Origin of the sequence: Pseudomonas sp. PvP027, assembly GCF_017833005.1 — a bacterium.
GTDB lineage: Bacteria > Pseudomonadota > Gammaproteobacteria > Pseudomonadales > Pseudomonadaceae > Aquipseudomonas > Aquipseudomonas congelans.
Genome location: NZ_JAFIBK010000001.1, coordinates 1,563,748 through 1,585,372, shown reverse-complemented (window position 1 = coordinate 1,585,372; position 21,625 = coordinate 1,563,748). Strand labels below are relative to the sequence as shown.

The 21,625-nt window shown below is 59.5% G+C and carries 21 protein-coding genes and 2 tRNA genes; 14 read left to right on the top strand and 9 right to left on the bottom strand.

Annotated elements, in window-relative coordinates; genetic code table 11:
• Positions 1-21 precede the first annotated feature (21 nt).
• Genes JOE33_RS06260 through JOE33_RS06240 form a run of 5 tightly spaced genes read right to left on the bottom strand, consistent with a single transcriptional unit; the run spans position 22 to position 5,958 of the window.
• Complete coding sequence (locus tag JOE33_RS06260; protein ID WP_122591722.1) at positions 22-480, bottom strand: hypothetical protein; 459 nt, start codon at positions 478-480, stop codon at positions 22-24.
• A complete protein-coding gene (locus JOE33_RS06255) occupies positions 470-1,771 on the bottom strand; it encodes a FliI/YscN family ATPase (RefSeq protein WP_240009374.1) in 1,302 nt (433 codons plus the stop codon). Before JOE33_RS06255 ends, JOE33_RS06260 begins: the two co-directional genes overlap by 11 nt.
• 59 nt (positions 1,772-1,830) lie before the next feature.
• Positions 1,831-2,745: an FHA domain-containing protein gene (locus JOE33_RS06250; protein WP_187625258.1), complete on the bottom strand. Its 915-nt coding sequence runs from the start codon at positions 2,743-2,745 to the stop codon at positions 1,831-1,833.
• A gap of 28 nt (positions 2,746-2,773) precedes the next feature.
• Positions 2,774-4,870 carry a type III secretion system export apparatus subunit SctV gene (gene sctV, locus JOE33_RS06245; protein ID WP_187625259.1) on the bottom strand — a complete coding sequence of 699 codons (2,097 nt, stop codon included), beginning with the start codon at positions 4,868-4,870 and terminating at the stop codon, positions 2,774-2,776.
• Complete coding sequence (locus JOE33_RS06240) at positions 4,867-5,958, bottom strand: HrpJ domain-containing protein (RefSeq protein WP_010427630.1); 1,092 nt, start codon at positions 5,956-5,958, stop codon at positions 4,867-4,869. Before JOE33_RS06240 ends, sctV begins: the two co-directional genes overlap by 4 nt.
• Before the next feature lie 282 nt (positions 5,959-6,240).
• On the opposite strand from JOE33_RS06240, the gene JOE33_RS06235 reads away from it, so the two are divergent.
• From JOE33_RS06235 to JOE33_RS06220, 4 genes are all read left to right on the top strand, one after another.
• Positions 6,241-6,786: an RNA polymerase sigma factor gene (locus JOE33_RS06235; RefSeq protein WP_010427633.1), complete on the top strand. Its 546-nt coding sequence runs from the start codon at positions 6,241-6,243 to the stop codon at positions 6,784-6,786.
• 9 nt (positions 6,787-6,795) lie between these two features.
• On the top strand, positions 6,796-7,755 hold the full coding sequence (locus JOE33_RS06230; RefSeq protein WP_141250377.1) for a hypothetical protein: 960 nt from the start codon (positions 6,796-6,798) through the stop codon (positions 7,753-7,755).
• A gap of 74 nt (positions 7,756-7,829) precedes the next feature.
• On the top strand, positions 7,830-8,210 hold the full coding sequence (locus JOE33_RS06225) for a hypothetical protein (RefSeq protein ID WP_010427636.1): 381 nt from the start codon (positions 7,830-7,832) through the stop codon (positions 8,208-8,210).
• 39 nt (positions 8,211-8,249) lie between these two features.
• Positions 8,250-8,825, top strand: coding sequence for a transglycosylase SLT domain-containing protein (locus JOE33_RS06220; protein ID WP_239985082.1), 576 nt, complete (start codon positions 8,250-8,252; stop codon positions 8,823-8,825).
• Positions 8,826-8,952: 127 nt separating this feature from the next.
• Here JOE33_RS06220 and rdgC read toward each other — a convergent pair whose 3' ends face one another.
• On the bottom strand, positions 8,953-9,867 hold the full coding sequence (gene rdgC, locus JOE33_RS06215) for a recombination-associated protein RdgC (protein ID WP_010427639.1): 915 nt from the start codon (positions 9,865-9,867) through the stop codon (positions 8,953-8,955).
• A 171-nt stretch (positions 9,868-10,038) separates the two neighbouring features.
• Between rdgC and JOE33_RS06210 the strand changes: the two genes are divergently transcribed.
• The 5 genes from JOE33_RS06210 to JOE33_RS06190 all read left to right on the top strand — a co-directional run bounded on the left by JOE33_RS06210 (position 10,039) and on the right by JOE33_RS06190 (position 12,735).
• A tRNA-Val gene (locus JOE33_RS06210) sits at positions 10,039-10,114 on the top strand.
• A gap of 21 nt (positions 10,115-10,135) precedes the next feature.
• Positions 10,136-10,212 (top strand) — tRNA-Asp (locus JOE33_RS06205).
• Positions 10,213-10,574: 362 nt separating this feature from the next.
• Positions 10,575-10,970 (top strand): hypothetical protein, encoded by a 396-nt coding sequence (locus JOE33_RS06200; protein WP_054994556.1) that lies wholly within the window; start codon positions 10,575-10,577, stop codon positions 10,968-10,970.
• Between the two features lie 125 nt (positions 10,971-11,095).
• The gene (locus JOE33_RS06195) at positions 11,096-12,286 is read left to right on the top strand and encodes a CoA transferase (protein WP_187625260.1); all 1,191 of its coding nucleotides are present in this window, start codon (positions 11,096-11,098) and stop codon (positions 12,284-12,286) included.
• A 56-nt stretch (positions 12,287-12,342) separates the two neighbouring features.
• Positions 12,343-12,735 (top strand): VOC family protein, encoded by a 393-nt coding sequence (locus JOE33_RS06190; protein ID WP_032612100.1) that lies wholly within the window; start codon positions 12,343-12,345, stop codon positions 12,733-12,735.
• Between the two features lie 32 nt (positions 12,736-12,767).
• On the opposite strand, the gene JOE33_RS06185 is transcribed toward JOE33_RS06190, so the two are convergent.
• Positions 12,768-13,286 carry a hypothetical protein gene (locus tag JOE33_RS06185; protein WP_010439491.1) on the bottom strand — a complete coding sequence of 173 codons (519 nt, stop codon included), beginning with the start codon at positions 13,284-13,286 and terminating at the stop codon, positions 12,768-12,770.
• A gap of 245 nt (positions 13,287-13,531) precedes the next feature.
• On the opposite strand from JOE33_RS06185, the gene JOE33_RS06180 reads away from it, so the two are divergent.
• From JOE33_RS06180 to JOE33_RS06160, 5 genes are all read left to right on the top strand, one after another.
• Positions 13,532-14,941 (top strand): DUF4329 domain-containing protein, encoded by a 1,410-nt coding sequence (locus JOE33_RS06180; protein ID WP_187625261.1) that lies wholly within the window; start codon positions 13,532-13,534, stop codon positions 14,939-14,941.
• Between the two features lie 206 nt (positions 14,942-15,147).
• Complete coding sequence (locus tag JOE33_RS06175) at positions 15,148-15,918, top strand: FKBP-type peptidyl-prolyl cis-trans isomerase (protein ID WP_003346532.1); 771 nt, start codon at positions 15,148-15,150, stop codon at positions 15,916-15,918.
• Between the two features lie 366 nt (positions 15,919-16,284).
• Positions 16,285-16,737 carry a YkvA family protein gene (locus JOE33_RS06170; protein ID WP_010439499.1) on the top strand — a complete coding sequence of 151 codons (453 nt, stop codon included), beginning with the start codon at positions 16,285-16,287 and terminating at the stop codon, positions 16,735-16,737.
• A gap of 100 nt (positions 16,738-16,837) precedes the next feature.
• A complete protein-coding gene (locus JOE33_RS06165; protein WP_187625262.1) occupies positions 16,838-17,179 on the top strand; it encodes a helix-turn-helix transcriptional regulator in 342 nt (113 codons plus the stop codon).
• Complete coding sequence (locus JOE33_RS06160) at positions 17,176-17,547, top strand: hypothetical protein (protein ID WP_003430937.1); 372 nt, start codon at positions 17,176-17,178, stop codon at positions 17,545-17,547. Before JOE33_RS06165 ends, JOE33_RS06160 begins: the two co-directional genes overlap by 4 nt.
• A 17-nt stretch (positions 17,548-17,564) precedes the next feature.
• Here the strand turns inward: JOE33_RS06160 and JOE33_RS06155 are convergent, their stop codons facing one another.
• The gene (locus JOE33_RS06155) at positions 17,565-19,337 is read right to left on the bottom strand and encodes a bifunctional diguanylate cyclase/phosphodiesterase (RefSeq protein ID WP_025991158.1); all 1,773 of its coding nucleotides are present in this window, start codon (positions 19,335-19,337) and stop codon (positions 17,565-17,567) included.
• Between the two features lie 117 nt (positions 19,338-19,454).
• Positions 19,455-21,536, bottom strand: a complete 2,082-nt coding sequence (locus JOE33_RS06150; RefSeq protein ID WP_186005904.1) for a carboxy terminal-processing peptidase — start codon at positions 21,534-21,536, stop codon at positions 19,455-19,457.
• Positions 21,537-21,625 lie beyond the last annotated feature (89 nt).

The following is a 21,625-nucleotide window of genomic DNA, read 5'->3' as shown; positions in this document are numbered from 1 at the left end:
TCGTCTCCTGTAGCAGATCGTCTAGGCCAGGGTTTCACGCAGGCAGGCCAGTTTTTCCAGGGCTCGCTGGCTGGCGCGCAGTTCGGTCTGCACTTCTGTCGCCCGCAATTGCTGGTTCTCGAGTTCCAGGTTCAGGCGTTGCGTATGCAGGCGCAATTCGGTCTGGCGGTCCATGAGCTGCTGCTCCTGTTGTTGCCATTGCTGGATGCCATTGATGCTCATCACCTGGCCCTCGCACTGCAGCGCCAGCGCCTTGCGTTCCTGCCTCTGCTGGCGCAGGTCTTCAACACACTCCTGTTCGGCCAGTTCGATGGCAGCCTGCATTCGGCTGATCTGTTCCTGCTCTTCCCGGCAGCGGCGTTCCAGGCTGTTTTTGCGCCGCTCCCGCAGCGGTGTGAGCAACGCGACGACCTCGACCAGCGCGTCACGTTGCGGGTCTGGATCGGGTGCCGCTTCCTCGACCGCGACCCTACGGCGCATGATCGATCAGCGCATAAAGTTGGTGAAGGGTGTCCTGCAGCGCCTGAGGCTCGCGCAACTCCTGCTGGAGAAAACCGTTGATCTGCTCATGCAGTTGCACTGCGCAGTCGGTCATGGCGTCGTTGCCAGGCGTGTATTCGCCCAGCCGCAGAAGCATTTCCACCTGCTGATAAGCCGCCAGCAGGCGGCGCAGGGTGACGTTGCCGCGCTGATGCTGGCGGTCCGTGACGCTGCTGGTGATACGGCTGAGACTGGCCTGCACGTCGATGGCCGGATAATGACCGCGCTCGGCCAGCTTGCGTGACATCACGATGTGCCCGTCGATCAGCGAGCGGACTTCATCGGCGACCGGGTCGTTCATCGAGTCCTGTTCGATCAGCACGGTGTAGATCGCGGTGATCGAGCCTTGCTCGCTGCGGCCGGCACGTTCGACCAGGCGCGGCAGCAGGGTATAAACCGACGGCGGCAGGCCGCCGCGGCCGAGGGGTTCACCCGCTGCAATACCGATCTCGCGCTGGGCCCGCGCGAACCGGGTCAGGGAATCGATAAGCAGCAACACACGTTTACCGCTTTGTCGGTAGGCCTCGGCAATGGCCGTGGTGGTGAAGGCTGCGCGCGCGCGCTCCATGCTCGAGCGGTCCGAGGTCGCGCAGACCAGCACCGAGCGGGCGCGCAGTTCGTCGTCCAGTTCATGATCAAGAAACTCGCGCAGTTCGCGACCACGCTCGCCGATCAGGCCGAAGACGATTACATCGCAGGGCATATTGCGCGCTAGCTCGGCCAGCAGTGTGGTCTTGCCACACCCCGCGCCTGCGAACAGGCCGACGCGCTGGCCTTCACCCAGAGTGATGGCTGCGTCTATGGCACGCAGGCCGGTAGGCATTGCATCGACGATACGTGGCCGCTGGGTGGGTGGAATGGCGTCGCAAATCACCGGCTGGGTAGGGCGGTGCTCGCCGGGCAAGGCGAAGGCACCGTCTCCCTGACCATCCAGACGTCGTCCGAAGCCGTCCAGCACGCTGCCCAGCAGGCTGTCGTCGACACTCACCGAATGGCTGACGCCCAATGGCTCGATCCGTGCGCCTTGCTCGATGCCTTCGGGCGTGCCCAGTGCACTGAGCAGGGCGCAGTCTTCGGTAAAACCGACGATTTCCGCCAGCATCGACTCGCCGCCGGTCTTGTATACGCGGCACAGATCGCCTATCCGGACAGCAGGCACCTGGCATTCGAGCAGGATGCCGTTGACGGCACTGACCCGTCCGCTGACCACCACCGGGCTGAGACTGTTCAAACGCCCACGGCAGGCATCGGCCCACTCGGCGAGGGGCGCAGCGCTGGCCAGTCCCGGGTTCACCACTTCACCTCGTAGTGCTCGTCGCCATCGAACTCGACGTGATTCTTGTCGATTTTGGTCAGTCGCAGGCCGTCCACCTCATCGCCCAGGAACAACCGGCGGTTATCGGCCAGCACCACGTGAGCCCGTTTGCCGCTGGCGATCTGCACGATGTCGAAAGGCAACTTGCGGCCGAACGGTTTGACGTGGTCGAGCACCGCGACTGCGCTTTTTTCCTGTTGATTGAAGCGTTCGAGCATGCGTCGGAACAGCGCCAGTTGCTCCGGGGTCAATGAACCGCGCAATTCGATCCCCTCGGAAACACTGTTCACGCTGACCGCATGACGCAGTTCGCGCTCCCTGAGCATGGTCTGCAGCCTTTCGACGGTATCCGTTGCGCTGAGGGCCTGCGGCTCTCTCTCCTGCACCGGCGCACGGGCGGTGCTGATCACCGGCGCCGGGCTAGTGAGGGCCCAGGCGCTGCCCGCCAGGGTGACCACGATTCCGGCGATCGCCAGTCGCTTGTGCAGCGCAGGGCGTTTGGCCGGTCTCGGCGGCTCCTGGGTTTGCTGCGCTTCTGCCGTCGGCTCATCGGTCGGTGCACCTGGCGCAGCCGCAGGTTCGCTAACGGCAGGCCAGTTCGACGAGCTGGACATGATGCTCAACTGCACAGTGCCGAGCTGGAATGTCTGGGCCTCTGTCAGGTCAGTCAGGCTGTCGCAGGACTGGCCCTTGTCGTCGATCAGCGAGCCGTCTTCAGCTTCCAGGCGCCAGTGTTCGCCATCACGCGTCAGACGGCAGTGGCGTTTGGCAATGCCGGGATCCTGCAGCAGCAGGTCGTGCTGCTCGTCACTGCCGACCAGCCAGTGATCGCCAATCAGTGGCAGGGCCGCACCGCGGTGCAAGCCGTTCAATACGCGTAACTCGTACATCACTCACTCCTCGATCGGTTAAGCAAACTCATGCCGCGTTTTCGTCGGCGATGGTTTTTTGCAATTCGTCGTCCAGGTCCAGTCGGCCGAGCACCTTCACCTGGGCTGTGCTGTTGAGTTCGGCAAAGGACAGCACGGGAATTCGATGGAATTCGTCCTGCAACAGCGTGCGCAACGGGCTGCGCAGGTCTTGTGCGACCAGCAGCACGGCGCTGTCGCGAGCGCGACGCGGAAAGGCCTCTGTCAGTTGATCGACCAGTTGCTGGCTCGCCTCGGCGGGCAGGGCGAAGAAAGTTTCGTTCTGGGTCTGACGCTGGCTGTCACGCATCAGGTTTTCGCTTTCCGGCGATAACAGCCACACCTGCAAACCTTCCGGACCGCAGTACTGGTGGAAGATCAGCGACTTCAGCGCGATGCGCACGTAGTCGGTCAGCGCACCCACTTCACGCTCATGCTGGCCGTGTTCAATCAGTGCCTCGGCGATCAGGCGAATGGCGCGCAACGGCACACACTCACTGGCCAGACGCTGCAGCACTGCGGAGAAGCGCGAAAGGGGCAATACACGCTGCATCTCCTGCGCCAGTTCCGGTTGGTCGCGCTCCAGCCAGCTCAGGATCGCCTTGCTTTCCTGAAGGCCGATGAACTGCGGCCCGCAGGCTTGCATGGCGCGGAACATGCGATCGACGATCAGATCGCTCGAAGTACTGGGATAAAGCTCGGCGTCCTGCAGTGTCGGGTCGTCGGCAGGTATCCAGAGCAGATCGCCTTCTTCGCGGGCCACGCTGCCCGGCAGGGCATGGATCGGTTCGGCCGCCAGCAACTGACGCTCCACGGCGAGAAAGCCCTGGGTGAAGGTCGCCTTGAGCATTGGCACCTCGTAAACCAGAAAGCGGAACTCATCCGTGTCCAGGTGTTTGGCGTACTCAATGTCGAACGAGGGCAGGGTGATGCCGAATTGCGCCACCAGCTGGTTGCGGCGTTGGCGTATCTGGCTGATCAGGGCGATGATCTGCGCCTGATCCTGATCCGGATGAAACTGCAGCAGGAAGGTTCGGCAGGGAAAAAACTCACGAATATCCCGCTCGCCATTCTGTTCAGGCGGCACCTGGGGAGCGGCAGGCTGCAGTTTCGGGTTGCGGCTGCGCAGCAGGAAAACCCCCAGGCTGCCGACCAGAATCGAAATCACCACGAACACCATGGTCGGCATGCCCGGCAGGGCTGCGAAGCCAAGCATGGCCACCGATGCGATGATCAGTGACTTGGGTTGTGCACCCAGTTGCTTGGCGATGTCGCCACCGATGTTGGAGTTCTCGTCACTTTCCTCGTTGGGCACGCGGGTGATGATCATGCCAGCGGTGATCGAGATCAGCAGCGCCGGAATTTGCGCAATCAGGCCGTCACCGATGGTCAGTACCGAATAGAGCTGCATCGCGTCGCCAGCGGCCATGCCGTGCTGGACCACGCCGATCGAGATACCACCAATCAGGTTGATCGCGACAATGATCAGGCCTGCGATAGCGTCGCCGTTGACGAACTTCATCGCGCCATCCATGGCGCCGAACAGCTGGCTTTCCTTGCCCAGGTCCGCACGCCGCTGACGGGCCTGATCGACGCTGATGAGCCCGGCGCGCAAATCGCTGTCGATCGACATCTGCTTGCCCGGCATGGCGTCGAGAGTGAAACGCGCACCGACTTCCGCCACCCGTTCCGAGCCCTTGGTGATGACCAGGAAGTTCACCACCGTCAGGATCAGGAAGATCACCATGCCCACTGCCAGGTTGCCACCGACGACGAAGTTGCCGAAGGCTTCGACGATGTGCCCTGCGTCCTGCTCGAGCAGGATCAGTCGGGTGGTGGCGATCGACAGTGCCAGGCGAAACATGGTGGTCAGCAACAGCACGGCCGGGAAGGTCGAAAAGGCCAAGGGTTTGGGAAGCTGCATGGCCAGCATGATGAGCAGGCAGGAGACGCAGATATTCACCGCGATCAGCACGTCCACCAGTCCGGTCGGCAGGGGGGTGATGAACATGAAGACGATGCCGATGACGATGATCGCACCGGCGACTTCCGAACGTTTCGAGGCGGCGACGGCCACCCGGGTCAAACCGTTGAGCACGGCATTCATGAGCGGCTCCTCCGATCAGGCAAGGCCTTGCGCTCGATCGGCACCAGGTCGTCTGTGACCAGCTTCACGTTGCGCAACGAGGTCTGAAGAATCTTTTCGTCACGGCATACGTTGGCAACCAACTTTTGCAGGCGGTTGAGAAAGGTCAATTTCAGCGAGGGCGAAGGACCGCCGGCTTGTTCCGAAAGTTTTTGGGCATCGACTACGTTCATCGACTTTTTGGCCAACTGCATCAACTGGCGCATCAGCATAATGGTGCTGAGGGTCATGGCCGGGTTTTTGGCAGCCATGCGGCCTACCAGCTCCGAGCAGCCATGCATCAGGTTGTTTACCTGGCTGGTACACCCCAGACTTTCCATCAATGAGCGAAGCTTGCCCTCCTGAGGCAGCTGCGCCAGATTGGCAATGTCGTCCGCCAAAGCCTGCTGCAAGGCGCGCAGCCCCTTGAGGAAATGCTCTTCGCCGCACAGGTGCAGCACCGCCTCGATGAAGTTGCCCAGTGACGGGTTCTTGATCAGGTGCTCGTAATAGACCTTGCGCATGCTGTCACGCAGGTCGGGGTTCTTCACGGCCTGAGTCAGCGCCGGCGTGATGCTAAGGCCACTGCGAATCTCCTCACCATGCTCGGCGTCCAGTGCCTCCAGACAGGACTGAGCCTGCTCTGCCTCGCTGTCATCGCCTCGCTCTCTGGCCTGATGGTTGATTTCCTCGAGCAGCAGATGCGTCTGCAGCGGGTTGTCGCCCTGATCCTTGAGAATCTCCTTCAGCGATTTCTGCTGGCGCAGCAGTTGGCGTGTCTTGTTGAGCTGGGCATTGATATTCATCGACCCATGATTGCCCATGCCCTGCAACAGCTGCTGCAGGCTCATGGGCTGGCTGTTGGCATGCTTGCCGCAAACCACTTCACGCTGACTCAATAACTTGCCGGTGGCGACCAGGGCTGCGCTCATCAACTGGCTCAAGTGAGCTGACTCGTGCTGTTGATGAACCGTGGTCACCGCGGCTTTTGCCGTCGTCGCAGCCGCAGCCTGAGGCGCCGCTGTCTGGACGGTGGTCGGCTGGAAAGTATTGATACGTTCGAGGGACATGGGCCGGATACGCGTCTGGAGAACACTCCTCTGTGTGGTCGCAGGCGCTATCCGGTTCCATGCAAAAGGCGCTCATCGGCCTTGTATCCGGATTTTGCAAAATATTGCGGAGCTTTTCGGGAGTGCTTGCAAAAGATTGCGGGGCAGGCGACCTGCGTTTTCTGAAAATACCATTCATAACAATGATTTAAAGGCATTCAGGAGGGTGGCACAGGTTTCGCTATAGGACCTTCAGCATCGCCGTGAAGCGCTCACGGCGAATGATCTAAGGGAATACTTCATATGAATGCCATGAATCAGAGCCTGCTGCCCACGCCATCCGGCACCTCGTGCTTCGCTCAGTTGACCCAACAACAACTCCAGAAACTGCAGAACTTCATACGCAAGCGCGTCATTCATCAGGAAGATGCCGAAGATATTCTTCAGCAGACCTTCGTCGAGGCTCTGCACGCAGAGGGCAAATTTCTGCAGCAGAGCAAACCGGAAACCTGGCTTTGCGGTATAGCGCTGAATCTGATCCGCAATCACTTCCGCAAGGTTTACCGGCGCCCCATGCACGTTGAGTTCGAAGAGCAACTGGCGCATGCTGAGCCCACTCAGGATATTTTCGGCCACATCGAGAGTTATCGCGACCTCCAGCAGACTGTCCAGGCCATCTCTGTATTACCAGCGGTCATGCGCCATACGCTGGAAATCACGGTCGAGACCGAAGGCAGTTATCAGGAAGCAGCGGATGCTCTGGGTGTGCCGATAGGTACAATTCGATCGCGGCTTTCCAGGGCCCGTTCGCAGTTGCGCGACTGCCTGCCAGAAGGGTTTCGCGCGTGAGAGGTGAGCATGTCGAACTTCAGGATTGGCCGTCCTCGTCAGGTTCAGCCGGGGTCCGAGGCCATCCCGTCAAGGGCGGTTCAGGATCCTCTTGATCAGAGCATTCAGCGGGTTTGCAAGACTGCCTGGTCAGGGATGCCGGATTCCCATGCGCAGATGTTTCAGCGCTTTGCCGAACATCGTCGGCTGGTGTTCGGCGTGCGCGCCAGCGGTGCCGGAATAGCCCGTTTGTGGGCCGGGGGGCAGTTGCTGTGCGAGATCGATGGCCTGGCGGGTTTCAGCCAGCCCGGCCTGCCGGCGTTGCCCGACGGTTTGCCATTGACCTCTTCCACTGCGCGTGCAGCCCAACTGAGCGACAGCCATCTGCGTCAGTTGCTGAGCAGTGGAGACCTGCTGGCGATGGGGGGCGAGCGCAGTGGCGTACAAAGTTTGCAGACCCTCGGCGTCGGCCAGCAGATTCTCTCGCTTCAGGCGCGTCGCGAAGGCCCTGAGCTGTGGAGCCTCTGGCATGGCAGCGCGCCTCTGGTACTGAACGCCGAGCCTGACGGGCCCGCTGCCATACCTGCTCGTTACGAGCTGTTGCTGCTGGCCCCGCTGCTTGACTATGGCGGGCCGACCTACGCCGACACCCAGGCATGGAATGCCGCGTACCGGCGCAGCCTGGGTGACAGCCCTGAACCTTTCGATCCGGCCTGCGCCGAGATGGCCGGACGCATCGAAATGATCCTGGCTGCCCTCGACGATGATGCTGCCGGCATCGTTCCTCTGGACCACGACATCAGGCCTCGTCCGGGAGGTCTGAAGGTGGAAGACTTCCCGGCAACGATGTTTCTCCCCCATCCCATCGGCGACTTTCCTTCACTGTGTCGGGTCGATGACCGCGCCGCGCTCTATCGTTTGCTGTTCGCCGTGCATGAGGCCGGCATTGCACTGGATATCGATCCGGGCTGGCGTGATCTGATCAATTGATCAGCGGCATGCAACGTTTTCGCAGGCTGTGACCACACAGGCTCAAGTGCGGTGACGCAAGCGGAGACAGGATCATGAAAATCAAGCTGTACCTGGCAATAGTGTTGGCGGGATTGCCGTGTCTTTCTCTGGCAGCAGGGCCTTCTCCGAGCGCCTGCGCTCAGGCCCACAGCGCCGCGAGCCAGCGGCTGGCCGAGGCCACCGCCGAACAGGACGGCATTGCCGCGGGCAATGCTCGTCGACAACTGGCCACAGTGGTTGCGCAATGTCAGGCGGCACAGCAGCAGCGCCAGCAGTTGCAGAACAGTCGCCAGAACCAGCAGCGTCAACGGCAACAGCAGCTCAACTACCAGCGCAATGTTCAGCGTCGCATCGTCGAGCAGCAGCGTCTGCGCCAGCAGATGCAGCAACAACGCATCAATAACCAGAACAACATGCCGGACATCCGTTACTGATGCCTGCTGTTCGTCATCTTCTTCATCAAGGAAGTCGTTATGAATGTCAGCTCTCCCGGCATGAGGCGCGGGTGCTGTAAAAGGACGGGTCAGGCCGGTGCCTGGCTGGTGTTTCTCGGTCTTTTCATGGCCGATCTCGCCTGGGCGAGGCCACCCACCGCCTATAGGCAAGTGGCCGAGGCTGCCGGCGTTCCCGAGCAGTTGCTGTACGCGGTAGCGCAGACCGAGAGCAACACGCGCCTGCAGATCGGTTTCTATCCCTGGCCCTGGACCCTGAACGTCAAAGGCAAACCCTTGCGTTTCGAAACCCGTGAACTGGCCTGCCAGGCCGTGCACAAGGCAATTGTCGAAGAGGGCATCTACGCAGTGGATATCGGGCTCACCCAGCAGAATTGGGGCTATATCGGGCGTGCCCGCTTCCGCGAGCCTTGCGATGCGCTGCATCCGATCCACAACCTGCAAAGCGCTGCCTTGCTGTTGCGCCAGTATTACCAGCAAACCGGTGATTGGGTGAGCGCGGCGGGGATGTACCATCGCCCGGCGGGCGGCGAGCCGGCGCGTCTGTATAAAAGCAAGATTCAGGAACGCCTCAGGCACATGGTTGCCGATCGCTGAACCTTTTGAAGGGAGGTGAGTGTGCGCAGGGCAGGGGAAGTCACTGCGGGCCGGGCGAGCCCGGTAAGGCCCTGAAAAGCATTCGCGCTGTTTCAGGACTCACCGGGAAACACCATGCGCAAGCCGCTTACTGAGGGACGGCCTCGCCACCCAGCGCTTCGAACAGCTCCGGCAGAAACTCGCCGAAGGTCAGCATCATCAAGGTAAAGCTGGCATCCAGTTGGCCAAGAGCCTCGTCGCCGCCGTCCTGTTCAGCCTGATCCTGCAGCAGGTCTTCAAACTTGAGGCGTTTGACGATCATTTTGTCGTCCAGTACGAACGACAATTTGTCCTGCCAGGCCAGCGACAGTTGGGTCACGACCTTGCCTGTGCTCAGGTGCAGCTGGATTTCGTCGCCGGTCAGGTCTTGACGCTTGCAGCGCACGATACCGCCGTCTTCGTGGGTGTCGCGCAGTTCGCACTCGTCCAGCACGAAGAAGTTGTCGGCCGCTTTCTGGGTCTTGACCCATTCAGTCATGGTCGCGCTTGGCGAGGCATTGACCGTCAGTGGACGCACCGGCAGCGAGCCCATCACTTCACGCAGCGTCGACAGCAGGTCTTCGGCACGCTTGGGGCTGGACGCATTGACCAGAATCAGACCCTGCTTGGGTGCGATGGCCGCGAAGGTGGCGGAGCGACGGATAAACGCACGCGGCAGGAACGCCTGGATGATTTCATCCTTGAGCTGATCGCGTTCCTTCTTGTAGACCTTGCGCATCTGCTCGGCTTCGATCTCGTCGACCTTTTCCTTGAGCGCGTCACGCACGACGCTGCCCGGCAGAATGCGTTCTTCCTTGCGTGCTGCGATCAGCATGAAGTCCTGACTGATATGTACCAATGGAGCGTCTTCGCCCTTGCCGAAAGGAGCGACGAAACCATAGGTGGCTACCTCCTGGCTGGCGCAGGCACGCGCCGGCTTGGTCGCCAGTGCTGTCTCCAGCGCTTCGGCATCAAAAGGCACGTCCTGGGTCAGGCGATAGACAAGCAGGTTTTTGAACCACATGAGGTGAATCTCTCTTTCTATACAAAGGCGGGCATTATTCGCTCCTCAGCCGCTGCGGCCAACCCTGTACAGAGCGTTTGTAAGCCTTTGGAAGGATTATAAAAATTATTTAAAAAAGTGCTTGCCAGAGTACAGGTAGCTCCGTAGAATGCGCGCCACACCGAGAGTGAAGGGTGATTAGCTCAGCTGGGAGAGCAGCTGCCTTACAAGCAGCGGGTCGGCGGTTCGATCCCGTCATCACCCACCAAACTCGCTTTTAGTGTTACGCGCAGCGGTAGTTCAGTCGGTTAGAATACCGGCCTGTCACGCCGGGGGTCGCGGGTTCGAGTCCCGTCCGCTGCGCCATATTCCGCTTCAAGGCCCTTGAACTCCTTGAAGCAAACAGAAAGCCCGCCTAGTGCGGGCTTTCTGCTTTCTGTCGTTTGGAAATCTAACCCTCCTCCTGCAATGCCCCCGCGGCAGTTTTATTAAACTTATGTAGGAATTATTCTTCGCGGATGTAAGTAATTTCCTTAATTTTTGAAGTTAAAACCAGACTTGTTAGTTAGTCTCGGTGAATGCTTGATTTATCTTCTTTGCTGGTATTAGCTGAATGGGTTGACGGGGTATTCAGACATCAGTCATGTCTGTCGAGTACTCAAAATAATTAATCCAAATCGGCCGCCTGATTCAGGTGAGCTAATACTATATTGAGTGAAGGGATAACTATGGAAAATCGTTTTAAACTGCTTGCAGGCACCGCCGCCTTGATCCTCTCTGCAAGTGCGCTGGCCATGCCGGAACTGCACACGGCGACCATCGACCAGCATGGCAATGTCGTTGCTCGGTCGTCCCCATGGATCAAGTCTGTAAGTTACAGCAGCCAAAAAGACTACTTCGCTACTTATAAGGTGTTCTTCAAGGAAGGGCAGTTTGAAAAGTCTCCAGGTTTCTGCTCTGTATCTTCCATTGATACCAGTGATCATGAGCGGCTGTTCTACGGACACGCCAAGTTGGGCGGCGCTGCAACGACAGAGCAGGTCAATGTATTAGGGCTTATGGTTGGTAAACGGGGTGCTTCGGGTGATTCCTCGATGAGTTTCCAGTTGGCCTGCAGTAATTGATTCAATGAACCCCGCCTGGTGCGGGGTTTTTTACGGTGGTCAGGTCTGGCGGCGCACCGTCCGGCTTTCCATCCAGCGCATTTGCGCAGATCATTCCTCTACCTCCCAACAAGAACGGACGTGTCATGAGCCTACCTCTTCAGGGCATCAAGGTAGTGGAGCTTGGTCAGCTCATTGCCGGGCCTTTCGCGGCGAAGATCCTCGCCGAGTTCGGTGCCGAGGTCATCAAGGTCGAGCCGCCGCTGACCGGCGATCCTCTGCGCAAATGGCGTTTGCTGCATAACGGCACGTCCGTCTGGTGGGCGGTGCAGTCCCGCAACAAACAGTCGGTGACCCTCGATCTGCGCCAGCCTCAAGCGCAGGAAGTGGCGCGTCGGCTGATCCGGGATGCCGACGTACTGGTCGAGAACTTCCGTCCCGGCACACTTGAAGGCTGGGGATTGAGCTGGGAAGTGCTGCACGCCCTCAATCCGAAACTGATCATGCTGCGCGTGTCTGGTTATGGGCAGACCGGCCCGTATCGCGACCGGCCGGGTTTTGGCGTGATCGGCGAGGCCATGGGCGGTTTGCGGCACCTGTCGGGTGAGGCAGGACGCACGCCTGTGCGTGTCGGCGTATCGATTGGTGATTCGTTGTCAGCACTGCACGGCGTCATCGGTATTCTGCTGGCGCTTCGTCACCGCGAGCAGAATGGCGGCGACGGGCAACAGGTAGATGTCGCGTTGTACGAGTCAGTGTTCAACATGATGGAAAGCCTGATTCCCGAGTATTCGGTATTCGACACTGTTCGGGAGCCGGCTGGCAGCAGCCTGCCAGGTATCGCTCCGAGCAATGCCTACCGTTGCAATGACGGTAAGTACGCGCTGATCGCGGGTAATGGCGACAGTATCTTCCGGCGCCTGATGGAAAAGATCGGCCGCGCGGACCTGGCCAGTGACCCCGAGCTTCAGCACAACGACGGCCGGGTCAGGCATGTGGCACGCATTGATGCGGCCATTTCGACCTGGACCGCCGAACGCTCGATGGACGAAGTGCTTGCGGCGCTCAACGAAGCACGTATCCCGGCAGGCAAGATCTACGATGCTGCCGACATCGCCAGCGACCCGCATTATCAGGCGCGGAACATGCTGTTGCAGGGCACGCTGGACGACGGAACGCCCGTCACCCTTCCGGGTATCGTGCCTAAACTTCAAGACACGCCGGGTCAGGTACGGTCGTCTGCGCCTACACTCGGTCAACACACCGATGCCGTGCTTGAAGCGCATGGCATCAATGCGTCCACACGTGCCGAGTGGCGTCGGCTAGGCATCATCTGATCCGAAACGTGGCCGTTGTCGTAAAACAGAATTCTATTCCAAACGGAGCTGATCCCGTGATTGATCATCTGGACCACCTGGTACTGACCACTGCCGATATCGACGCCTGCAAGGACTTTTACGTACGCGTTCTGGGTATGACCCCTGAACGCTTTCGTCAGGGGCGTCTGGCATTTCGCTTCGGCAATCAGAAAATCAACGTCCATGAGCGCGGCAAGGAGTTCGAGCCCAAGGCCCATTTGCCAGTGCCGGGTGCGCTGGATCTGTGTTTCATCGCCACCATCCCGCTGGAGCAGGTGATTGTGCACCTGCAGGAGCAGGAGTGGCCTATCGTTGAGGGTCCGGTCGAGCGCACCGGCGCCACCGGACCGATCCAGTCGGTGTATGTGCGTGACCCGGATCTGAACCTGATCGAAATTTCCGAGCCGGCGGTGGATGCGTCGATTTAATCGCGCTCGCTGACAGCGGTTACGTCAAGGCATCAGCAGCCCTTCGCAGGCGCTCCGTCCTTCGGCACGAACGCGCTCTTGTCGCCTGGCTTGGTGATGATGTACGCACGTCGCCAAGGCTGATCGTCGATCAGCTTCCAGCGATGACCGGGGCCGGTAGTGTCCTGTGCCAGCAACACTTCCCCGGGGTGCAGGACAAAGTTCTCGCCACCCGTGGTGGAAAATTCCAGCGTGCCGGACAGGGTGATCACGTACTGCTCTTCGGGTGCCGGATGCCAGTCAAAGGTCGAGTGCGCCGGGGTTTCCTTGAAGTGCAGGGCGCTGACATCGGTCATGGCCTGTTGATCAATCGACCCCTCGATGACGTGTGACAGCTTGTCTGAGCCTGTGCACAGCCGGTAGGCCTTGATGCCCTCAGTGACAACCAAAGGCGGCTTCTTGGTGGCGTGGGCTGCGCTGACCGGCAACATGGCTGCTGCTGCGATCACGGCCAGGCTTGCCCACTGGCGAGCTGTCGAGCGCTTTGGGCGAAAACGAGTGGTCGATTGCATAAAACGTTCCTGAGCACGACATGCTGCACGAGCCCTGATCGCCAGTCGCGATGGTCGACGCAGGGGCTGGGCAGATTCGCCCACGCCGAGGATCGAAGCACATCCCGGAGTGCTTAAAAATTATCTTTAATTTCATGTTGTTCGCGCCGGCTGACCTACGTGACGCCATATTCATCTATGTCACTCGCTGTGTCGGGTTTCCTTACGCTCATGACTCAATCAGTCAGGCTTTCAAGGAGCCCCGGATGTACCTCAGAAAAAGACTCTACAAACGATCCATCGATCACCATTCCGACATGCCGGCGCTCAGCGCGCCGTTCGATCATCCTGATGACGCGGCGCGTTATGCCCATGAGCGAATCGGCAACCGGCGTGATCGCGAATACGGCGGTTTCATTCTGATTCGCAGGGACGGCAAGTATGTTGCGACCGAACCCATGAACGGCAGCCAGTTCAGCTTCGATCCCAACGAAGTGTTTCCGCGTAATGAGCAGGAAGGTTACGTGCTCTACCCGCAAGGGCATGAGGACTATGCGGTCTACCATTCTCACCCGTCACTGCAGGCCGGGCTCGACGAGTGGCCGGAGAGTGAAAAGGTCACTTACCCGAACAGTTTTTCAGCCGGCGACATCTATGCGGTCATCGATGATCAGGAGGTGTGTGCCGCGACCTACCTTTCCGGGCCGGACGGTTCCCTGATCAAGTACACGCTGTCGCGCTCTGCCGCCGAAGACACCCTGCTTGCGCGCGTCTCCGGTCCGCAGAGCATGCCGCACCTGTGTGAGCTCAGCCAGATCCACAAGGCGTTGCAGAACCTCAGCATGATGCCCAGTGATGTGGTCCGCCTGCTGGCCGGTGCCGGGGATCTGCAGGTGATCGTGCCCAGTCGCCTGTGGGGGCAGGCCGGCAAAGTCGCGGCCGACTGGCACCCTTACCCCGACGAGGCTGCCGCTCTTAGACCGCCCGCCAAGTCGCCCGCAAGTTGCGACGCGCAATGGCCACCCCGGCCTCTGAGCCTCAGCGCGCCGTTCAGCAGTGCCGATGAAGCTGCACGTTACGCACATGGTCGTATCGGCAGTCGTATTCACTCGCAAATCATCGGTTTTCTGCTGTTCAATCCGGTCACGCGAGCCTATCGGGCTGCCGAGCCGATTATCGATGATGGCATGCCGGTGTATGCGCCGTGTTCGGCGTTCCATCCCGATGCGTATTACCGGCCTGCATTACCTGACGGCTACCGTGTGGACGGTATGTATTTCTGCTCTGCCAATCTGGCCGCCGAGGGCGGGCGTGCAGTCATCAACGATTTCTTCGAGCCGGATGACCTGCATCGGGTGTTCAGCTATCGGCACAAACCGGAAAAGCGCCGCAAAGGCTTGCCGATTCGCTATGGGTTCGAGATGTCCGCGGTTTATTTCTCGGCCGCCGACGGCGCGCTGCTCTGTTACACCCCCAGCCAGTCCGACGAGGAGTTTCAACTGTTGCAAAGCGTATCGCGGGTGTACTCCGGGGCCGATTCCATTCAGGCGCAGCTCGCTGCCGGTACCCTCAGCGTGCAGGATTTCGTCCTTCGGGTCGCGCGGGCCGGGCTTCTGCGCGTGCTGCAGACGAGTGAGCGCTGGCCGGATGCCGGTGTGATCAGTCCGGTGGCCTGAGCCCTTTGCAGCGAGCCAGCGCCTTGCCTGTATGAATTGCAAACTGAACTGCAACTGAACAATGCGGTACAGATCCGGGAAAACCTTTGGATACCTGAACTTATCGGCGTTTTCTGCCTCTCATGCCGGTAGCCATTGATCGCGGCGGCCTGATAAGCTCGCGGCTTTACTCGTTTGCCCTTTTGGCGCATGAACAAGGAATTAGCATGAAACAGCATCGGTTGGCAGCGGCGATTGCCCTGGTCGGTCTGGTACTCGCAGGTTGTGACAAGCAAGCCAGCACCGTAGAGCTGAAAACCCCAGCACAAAAAGCGTCTTATGGCATCGGTCTGAACATGGGCAAAAGCCTGGCTCAGGAAGGTATGGATGATCTGGATTCCAAGGCTGTGGCCCTGGGTATCGAAGACGCTGTCGGCAAGAAAGATCAGAAACTCAAGGACGAAGAGCTGGTTGAAGCCTTCTCCGCGCTGCAAAAGCGTTCCGAAGAGCGTCTGGCCAAGATGAGCGAAGAAGCTTCTGCCGCTGGCAAGAAATTCCTCGAAGAGAACGGTAAAAAGGACGGCGTGGTCACCACCGCTTCCGGCCTGCAGTATCAGATCATCAAGAAAGCCGATGGCGCTCAGCCCAAGCCTACCGATGTTGTGACTGTTCACTACGAAGGCAAGCTGATCGACGGCAAGGTCTTCGACAGTTCCGTTGAGCGCGGCAGCCCGATCGACCTGCCTGTTGGCGGTGTGATTCCGGGTTGGGTCGAAGGTCTGCAACTGATGCACGTCGGCGAGAAGATCAAACTCTTCATCCCGAGTGATCTGGCTTACGGCGCACAGAGCCCGAGCCCGGCGATCCCGGCCAACTCGGTACTGGTGTTCGATCTCGAACTGCTGGGTATCAAAGACCCTGCAGCGGCACCGACGCCTGGTGCTGATGCCGACGAAGAAGAGGCAGCCCCTGCCGCTTCGGCTCCGGCCAAGAAGTAACGCACCACCTGGCTACAGAAAACGCCCTGTCTCGACAGGGCGTTTTTGTGTCCGGCTTATTTCCCGAACGCTTGGCCATTCGGGCAGTCCCACTATCATGGATGCATGCAAAAGCATTGTCCGACAGTCCGGCAAGATCCAGGCATTCGTTTCATAGAAGGTGTCGGGTTCACACGTTTGTAGTTTTTTTGTGAGTAAAAAACGCCCGATTTGACTACGGCCCCCCGAAAATGGGGTGTTGAGGCTGGAAAAAAGCCGCTGTTCACAAGGTTATCCACAATTATTGTGGATAACCTTGTGGCACTGTCCAGGCAGGTTCAGCGGATCTGCTTTTATCGAACAACGATTTGCTGAACGGGAGTGGGTATGAAAGCACCATGGAATTTTATCCGTTATCTGCCAGGAGCCCGGCGTCTGCTGGCCGCTGGACGATTGCCAGGACTGTTGTTTGCTGTTGCGCGCAAGGGCAACAGTGAAGGCAGTCGTCTGGGTAAGCTCAAGGACGATCTGCGTTTGCTGCAGGCCTTGTGCCTGGCTTACTGGCGTGGCGAATACCGCAGCATAAGCCCCAAAGCGATCCTGTCCATCGTCGCCGGTCTGATGTACTTCCTCAGCCCGCTGGATGCGATCCCTGACTGGATACCCGGCCTCGGCATGCTCGATGACATTGCCGTGCTGGCATGGGTTACCAAGCACCTGAGCAATGAGCTGGACGCCTTTCGTGCATGGCGCGCGCAGCAATCGCCCGAGAAACTCATTGTGGTCGAGCAACTGCCAAAGACTCAGGCATTGCTGGAGCAAGAGCGGGGCAAGGTGTAAGTCTCACGCAATGAACACAAGCCCTGGCGTTCCGCTGTTAAGATGCCTGCCTATGGATCAGGCCTGATCAGTAGGTGGTCGTGTAGTACAAGGTGACTCTATGGATCTTCAAGTAATATCCCGTGACGGGGAGCCGGAATACGCCGTGCTGCCCTGGTCACAGTATCAAGCGCTGCTCAAGGCCGCCGGACTGGCCGACAAGCCATCCAGCGAGCCGGCTGCATCGACTTCCGGTACCACCGCCAGTGAGCTTCCCGGGTTCGATGAGTTGCGTGCGCTGCGCGAGGCCAAGGGCCTTGAAGCGGCGAGCCTGGCGCGTACCGTCGGGATCAGCCCGTCCTATCTGGAATTGATCGAAAACGGTACTCGTCAGCCGGACGGCGCAATCAAACGTAGCCTGGCGTGGGAGCTTGGGGTACCGGGCTGGCGAGGTGAGTCGTGAGCGTGCGCATCAGTCGTCAGCATTGGGACGGGTTGCTCAATGAACTCGATCTGGCCCGGCGCCAACGGCATCTGCTGACCTATCGCGCTCTTGTGGAGCGCCTGCAATTGCCCAGCCCGGCCATGCAGACCCTCACCGCGGCCCTGGAGCACCTGGCCGCCATGGATGCCCGCGCCGAACAGCCCTTGCGCAGTTCGCTGGTCATCAGCCAGGGCGCAAGCCGCCTGCCGCGGCCTGGGTTTTTCGAGTGCGCCGAGCGCCTGGGCCGTTTCTCCGGGCCTTCGGACGGTGTCGCTGCAGCCTCCTGGCACGCCTCGGAGGTGGTTCGGGTCTTTGAATACAGTTATCCGGAAGTTGAAGCGCAGTAAGGGTATGACACCGGCCCTTACGCCTGCATCAACAAATCCAGTCGCGTCGAATCGATGACGTGAATGCTTGCGCCGGCGATATCCTTGGCGAAGTGCTTGGCCTGTGAGGCGAGGTCGGCCAACTGGCTGGCATCGACCAGCGTGCAGCTTTCTTCATGCAGGTGGACCACGCCAATCGACAGTGACAGCAGGGGGAATTCCTGGCGTTGCCCCTGACGGTTGAGGGCGATGAAGCAACCGGCTTCCAGGTGTTCTGCGCGGTAGAAACGTCGACATTGATTCTGAAAATCATCCAGCAGGGTTTTCAGGCGCCGTTCCCAGTCATCAAAGCCCAGCACCATCAGAAAATCATCCCCGCCGATGTGCCCGACAAAGTCCCTGGCCGGATCGACGCGGTCGCTCAGGCATTGCGCCAGACACAACAATACCTCGTCGCCACGGGCGTAACCGTAGATGTCATTGAAGGGCTTGAAGCTGTCGATGTCCACGTAGCAGATCATCGACGCACGGCCCTGCTGCAGCAGCCGAGTCAGGCACTGCTGAATCGGAACGTTGCCGGGCAGCAGGGTCAGCGGGTTGGCGTAACGTGCCTGCTGGATCTTCATCTCGGTAATCAGCTTGAGTACGTCGATCACCCGGCCCAGTCCCAGATAGGCACCGTTCGAGGTGATGATGAAATCCTCCTCGATGCGCTGCCGGGCACGGCTGGTCAACAGCCGGCTGACCTGTTGCAGCGACTGGCTGACTTCAACGGCCAGAAAGTCACTGCTCATCAGGCGGCTGATCGGTTTGCGGGCAAACAGCTCGGTACCGAAGGGCTTGAGCAGTGCTTCTGACAGCGAGTGCCGGTGGACGATGCCACACGGTCGGGCTTCGTCATCCAGCACCGCCAGAGAGTTTAGGTTGGCCTGCCTGCGAAACGCTTCCAGGACTTCAGCTGTGGGAGTGGACTGGCTGACCGATGGCTGTGGGTTGAGCAGGGCAGACAGATCGGCGGCTTCTTCGTTGAGCGGCGCCACTGCGATCTCTGTTCTGGGCAGCATGGCGCGGGTATCGCGCGGCGGGCGCTCCTGAGGGCGAGCCAGCAGATAGCCTTGAACCAGGTTCACGCCCATCTCTTTAAGCGTCGCCAGCTCTTCTGGCAATTCGATGCCTTCGGCAATCACCGTCGCTCTGGAGGCCTTGGCCATCTGCAGCATGGAGCCGACGAACTCGCGCTTTACCGCATCCTGGTGAATGCCGTCGATGAAGTGCCGATCGATTTTCACGTAGTCCGGGCGCAGCTCCGACCAGAGTCGCAAACTCGAATAACCGGCACCGAGATCGTCCAGCGCGATGGAAAAACCCATGTCGCGATAGTGGTGCAAGGCGTTGTACAGCAGATCGAAATCATCGGTCGGCATCTGCTCGGTCAATTCAATGACCACGTCCTTGGGCGCGATGTGGTACCGACGCAGCATTTCCAGAGTCCGACCTGGAGGATGAGAGGTTTCGAGCAGCGATTCGGGGGAGACGTTGAGAAACAGCTTGCCCGGCAACTTCTGCTGACTGAAACGCCGGCAGGCGCTGTCCCGGCAGCTCAACTCCAGCTCGCTCAGGCGACCGGCCTGGCGGGCGATGGCGAACAGGTTCAAGGGCGAGTGCAGGGCGCTGTTGGACGGGCCGCGAGTCAGGGCTTCATAGCCCAGAATACGGTGCTCCGACAGCGAGACGATGGGCTGGAACAAACTGTGCAAATCACCACGAGCCAGAATGGAACTCAGTGCGCTCAGCTGCTCTGTTATGGTCATGGTCGTCTCGAAGAGAATGAAAAAGGGCTGAGCGCTTTCGCGTTCAGCCCCGTATTTCACGACAGCTTCATGACTGTTTGATGACGTTGAGACTAAATAGCCATCAATGAGGCTGCGTTACTTTTTCGCGACAGCCGCACTCAGACCCAGGTAGTCGATAAGAATGCGCCCGGTCTCTGCCAGATAGGCATCGTCCTCGGGTTTGGTTTTCTCGTCTTCTACCGGCAGCGCGTCTTCGTCCTCTTTCTTCAGCTCTTTGAGCGGCTCTTCACCCTTGGCCTTGCGGCGGGTGTTTTCCAGCGCAAGCTGCTTGCTTTCGATAGAGGCATGCTCGGCACGACGGTCAGCTTCATTGAGACTGACGGTCTTTTCGTTCATCAGCTTCTTGGCCAGCGCCAGGCGATCCTCGATGAACACGAACTCGGCGTCTTTTGCCGAGCGTGCCTCATGACGCGCCTGCAATTGGGCCAGGAACGGCTTGAACGGATCGATCGCCGGCCTGATCGCCGGTTTGATGCTGTCCCACGGCATGGCCTCGGGCAGCGCGCTCTCGCCGATTTCCTTGGTGTCGATCAGCGACGGGTAAGTGATGTCCGGTACCACACCCTGATGCTGGGTACTCTGGCCGGAAACCCGGTAGAACTTGGCCAGCGTCAGTTTCAGTTCGCCGTGATTGAGCGGCTGAATGGTCTGCACGGTGCCTTTACCGAAGGTCTGACCTCCGATCACCAGCGCGCGGTGATAATCCTGCATCGCCCCGGCGAAAATCTCCGATGCCGAAGCAGACAGACGGTTGACCAGCAATGCCATCGGGCCTTTGTAGAACGCGCCCTTGGCTTCGTCTTCCAGAACGTCGACCTTGCCGTCGGCATTACGCACCAGTACGGTCGGGCCCTTGTCGATGAACAGGCTGGTCAGCTCGGTGGCTTCCTGCAACGAACCACCACCGTTGTTGCGCAGATCCAGAACCACACCGTCGACCTTCTCGGCCTGCAACTCGGTGAGCAGTTTCTTCACGTCACGGGTGGTGCTCTTGTATTCCGGATCGCCAGCACGGTAGGCCTTGAAGTCCAGATAAAAGGCCGGAATGTCGATGACGCCGAGCTTGTAGTCCTTGCCATCCTGCTTGATGTGCAGGATCGACTTCTTGGCCGCCTGTTCTTCCAGTTTCACCGCTTCACGGGTGATGGCAACGATCTTGCTGGTCTGGTCATTCGGCGCATTGCTGGCCGGGATGATCTCCAGGCGTACCACGGATCCTTTCGGACCGCGGATCAGCTTGACCACTTCATCCAGGCGCCAGCCGATCACGTCGACCATTTCCTTGTCGCCCTGGGCAACGGCCACGATCTTGTCGGCCGGCGCGACCTGCTTGGTCTTGGCCGCTGGACCTGCCGGGACCAGACGCACGATCTTCACGTTGTCGTTGTCGCTCTGCAACACGGCGCCGATGCCTTCCAGCGACAGGCTCATGTTGATGTCGAAGTTCTCCGCGCTGTCAGGTGACAGGTAGTTGGTGTGCGGGTCGTAGGACATGGCGAACGTGTTGATGTAGGCCTGGAAGATATCTTCGGCACGGGTCTGGTTCAGACGCGCCTGCTGATTCTTGTAGCGTTTGGTCAGGGTTTCCTGAATCTTCGCCGGGTCCTTGCCTGCAATCTTCAACCGCAGGACTTCATCCTTGATGCGCTTGCGCCACAGTTCGTCGAGCTCGGCTGTATCCTTGGGCCATGCGGCGTCCTTGCGGTCGACCAGCAGGGTTTCCTTGGTATTGAAGTCGAGCTTGTCGACGCCCTTGCCCAACTCGCCCAGCGCAAAGTTCAGACGCGCGTTGACGCGGTCCAGATAGCGCTTGTAGATGATGAAGCCGGCGTTCAGGTCGCCACTTTTCAGGAAATCGTCGAACTGGAATTGCCATTTGTCGAAATCGGCAATGTCGCTGGCCATGAAATAGCTGCGCGAGGGGTCCAGTTGCTTGATGTAGCTCTGGTAAATAATCGCTGAGCGCTTGTCGTCCAGGGGCGGCTTGCTGTAGTGATGTCGTTTGAGCAGCTCAACCACGTTGAGGCTGGCAATCACTTCGTCGCGGTCCGGCTGAAGGTTATCCCAGCTGTTGGCGGCAAAGGTACTGGCTGACATCGGCAAAACGCTAAGGCCGACAAACAGTGCGAGGGCAGTGCTGGGGAATAATTGCTTCATGCTGATTCGACGCGAGGACAATTGATAACGCATATTAGGCCGTCTTTGAGGTCGCCGGTTCCTTTGGACCCGGCCGCATAATGCAAAAG

What these genes read in the sequence shown, in the direction of transcription:
- JOE33_RS06260 (WP_122591722.1), bottom strand. Translation starts at nt 480, where the DNA reads ATGCGCCGTAGGGTCGCGGTCGAGGAAGCGGCACCCGATCCAGACCCG.
- JOE33_RS06250 (WP_187625258.1), bottom strand. Translation starts at nt 2,745, where the DNA reads ATGTACGAGTTACGCGTATTGAACGGCTTGCACCGCGGTGCGGCCCTG.
- sctV (WP_187625259.1), bottom strand. Translation starts at nt 4,870, where the DNA reads ATGAATGCCGTGCTCAACGGTTTGACCCGGGTGGCCGTCGCCGCCTCG.
- JOE33_RS06240 (WP_010427630.1), bottom strand. Translation starts at nt 5,958, where the DNA reads ATGTCCCTCGAACGTATCAATACTTTCCAGCCGACCACCGTCCAGACA.
- JOE33_RS06235 (WP_010427633.1), top strand. Translation starts at nt 6,241, where the DNA reads ATGAATGCCATGAATCAGAGCCTGCTGCCCACGCCATCCGGCACCTCG.
- JOE33_RS06230 (WP_141250377.1), top strand. Translation starts at nt 6,796, where the DNA reads ATGTCGAACTTCAGGATTGGCCGTCCTCGTCAGGTTCAGCCGGGGTCC.
- JOE33_RS06225 (WP_010427636.1), top strand. Translation starts at nt 7,830, where the DNA reads ATGAAAATCAAGCTGTACCTGGCAATAGTGTTGGCGGGATTGCCGTGT.
- JOE33_RS06220 (WP_239985082.1), top strand. Translation starts at nt 8,250, where the DNA reads ATGAATGTCAGCTCTCCCGGCATGAGGCGCGGGTGCTGTAAAAGGACG.
- rdgC (WP_010427639.1), bottom strand. Translation starts at nt 9,867, where the DNA reads ATGTGGTTCAAAAACCTGCTTGTCTATCGCCTGACCCAGGACGTGCCT.
- JOE33_RS06200 (WP_054994556.1), top strand. Translation starts at nt 10,575, where the DNA reads ATGGAAAATCGTTTTAAACTGCTTGCAGGCACCGCCGCCTTGATCCTC.
- JOE33_RS06195 (WP_187625260.1), top strand. Translation starts at nt 11,096, where the DNA reads ATGAGCCTACCTCTTCAGGGCATCAAGGTAGTGGAGCTTGGTCAGCTC.
- JOE33_RS06185 (WP_010439491.1), bottom strand. Translation starts at nt 13,286, where the DNA reads ATGCAATCGACCACTCGTTTTCGCCCAAAGCGCTCGACAGCTCGCCAG.
- JOE33_RS06180 (WP_187625261.1), top strand. Translation starts at nt 13,532, where the DNA reads ATGTACCTCAGAAAAAGACTCTACAAACGATCCATCGATCACCATTCC.
- JOE33_RS06175 (WP_003346532.1), top strand. Translation starts at nt 15,148, where the DNA reads ATGAAACAGCATCGGTTGGCAGCGGCGATTGCCCTGGTCGGTCTGGTA.
- JOE33_RS06170 (WP_010439499.1), top strand. Translation starts at nt 16,285, where the DNA reads ATGAAAGCACCATGGAATTTTATCCGTTATCTGCCAGGAGCCCGGCGT.
- JOE33_RS06165 (WP_187625262.1), top strand. Translation starts at nt 16,838, where the DNA reads ATGGATCTTCAAGTAATATCCCGTGACGGGGAGCCGGAATACGCCGTG.
- JOE33_RS06155 (WP_025991158.1), bottom strand. Translation starts at nt 19,337, where the DNA reads ATGACCATAACAGAGCAGCTGAGCGCACTGAGTTCCATTCTGGCTCGT.
- JOE33_RS06150 (WP_186005904.1), bottom strand. Translation starts at nt 21,536, where the DNA reads ATGAAGCAATTATTCCCCAGCACTGCCCTCGCACTGTTTGTCGGCCTT.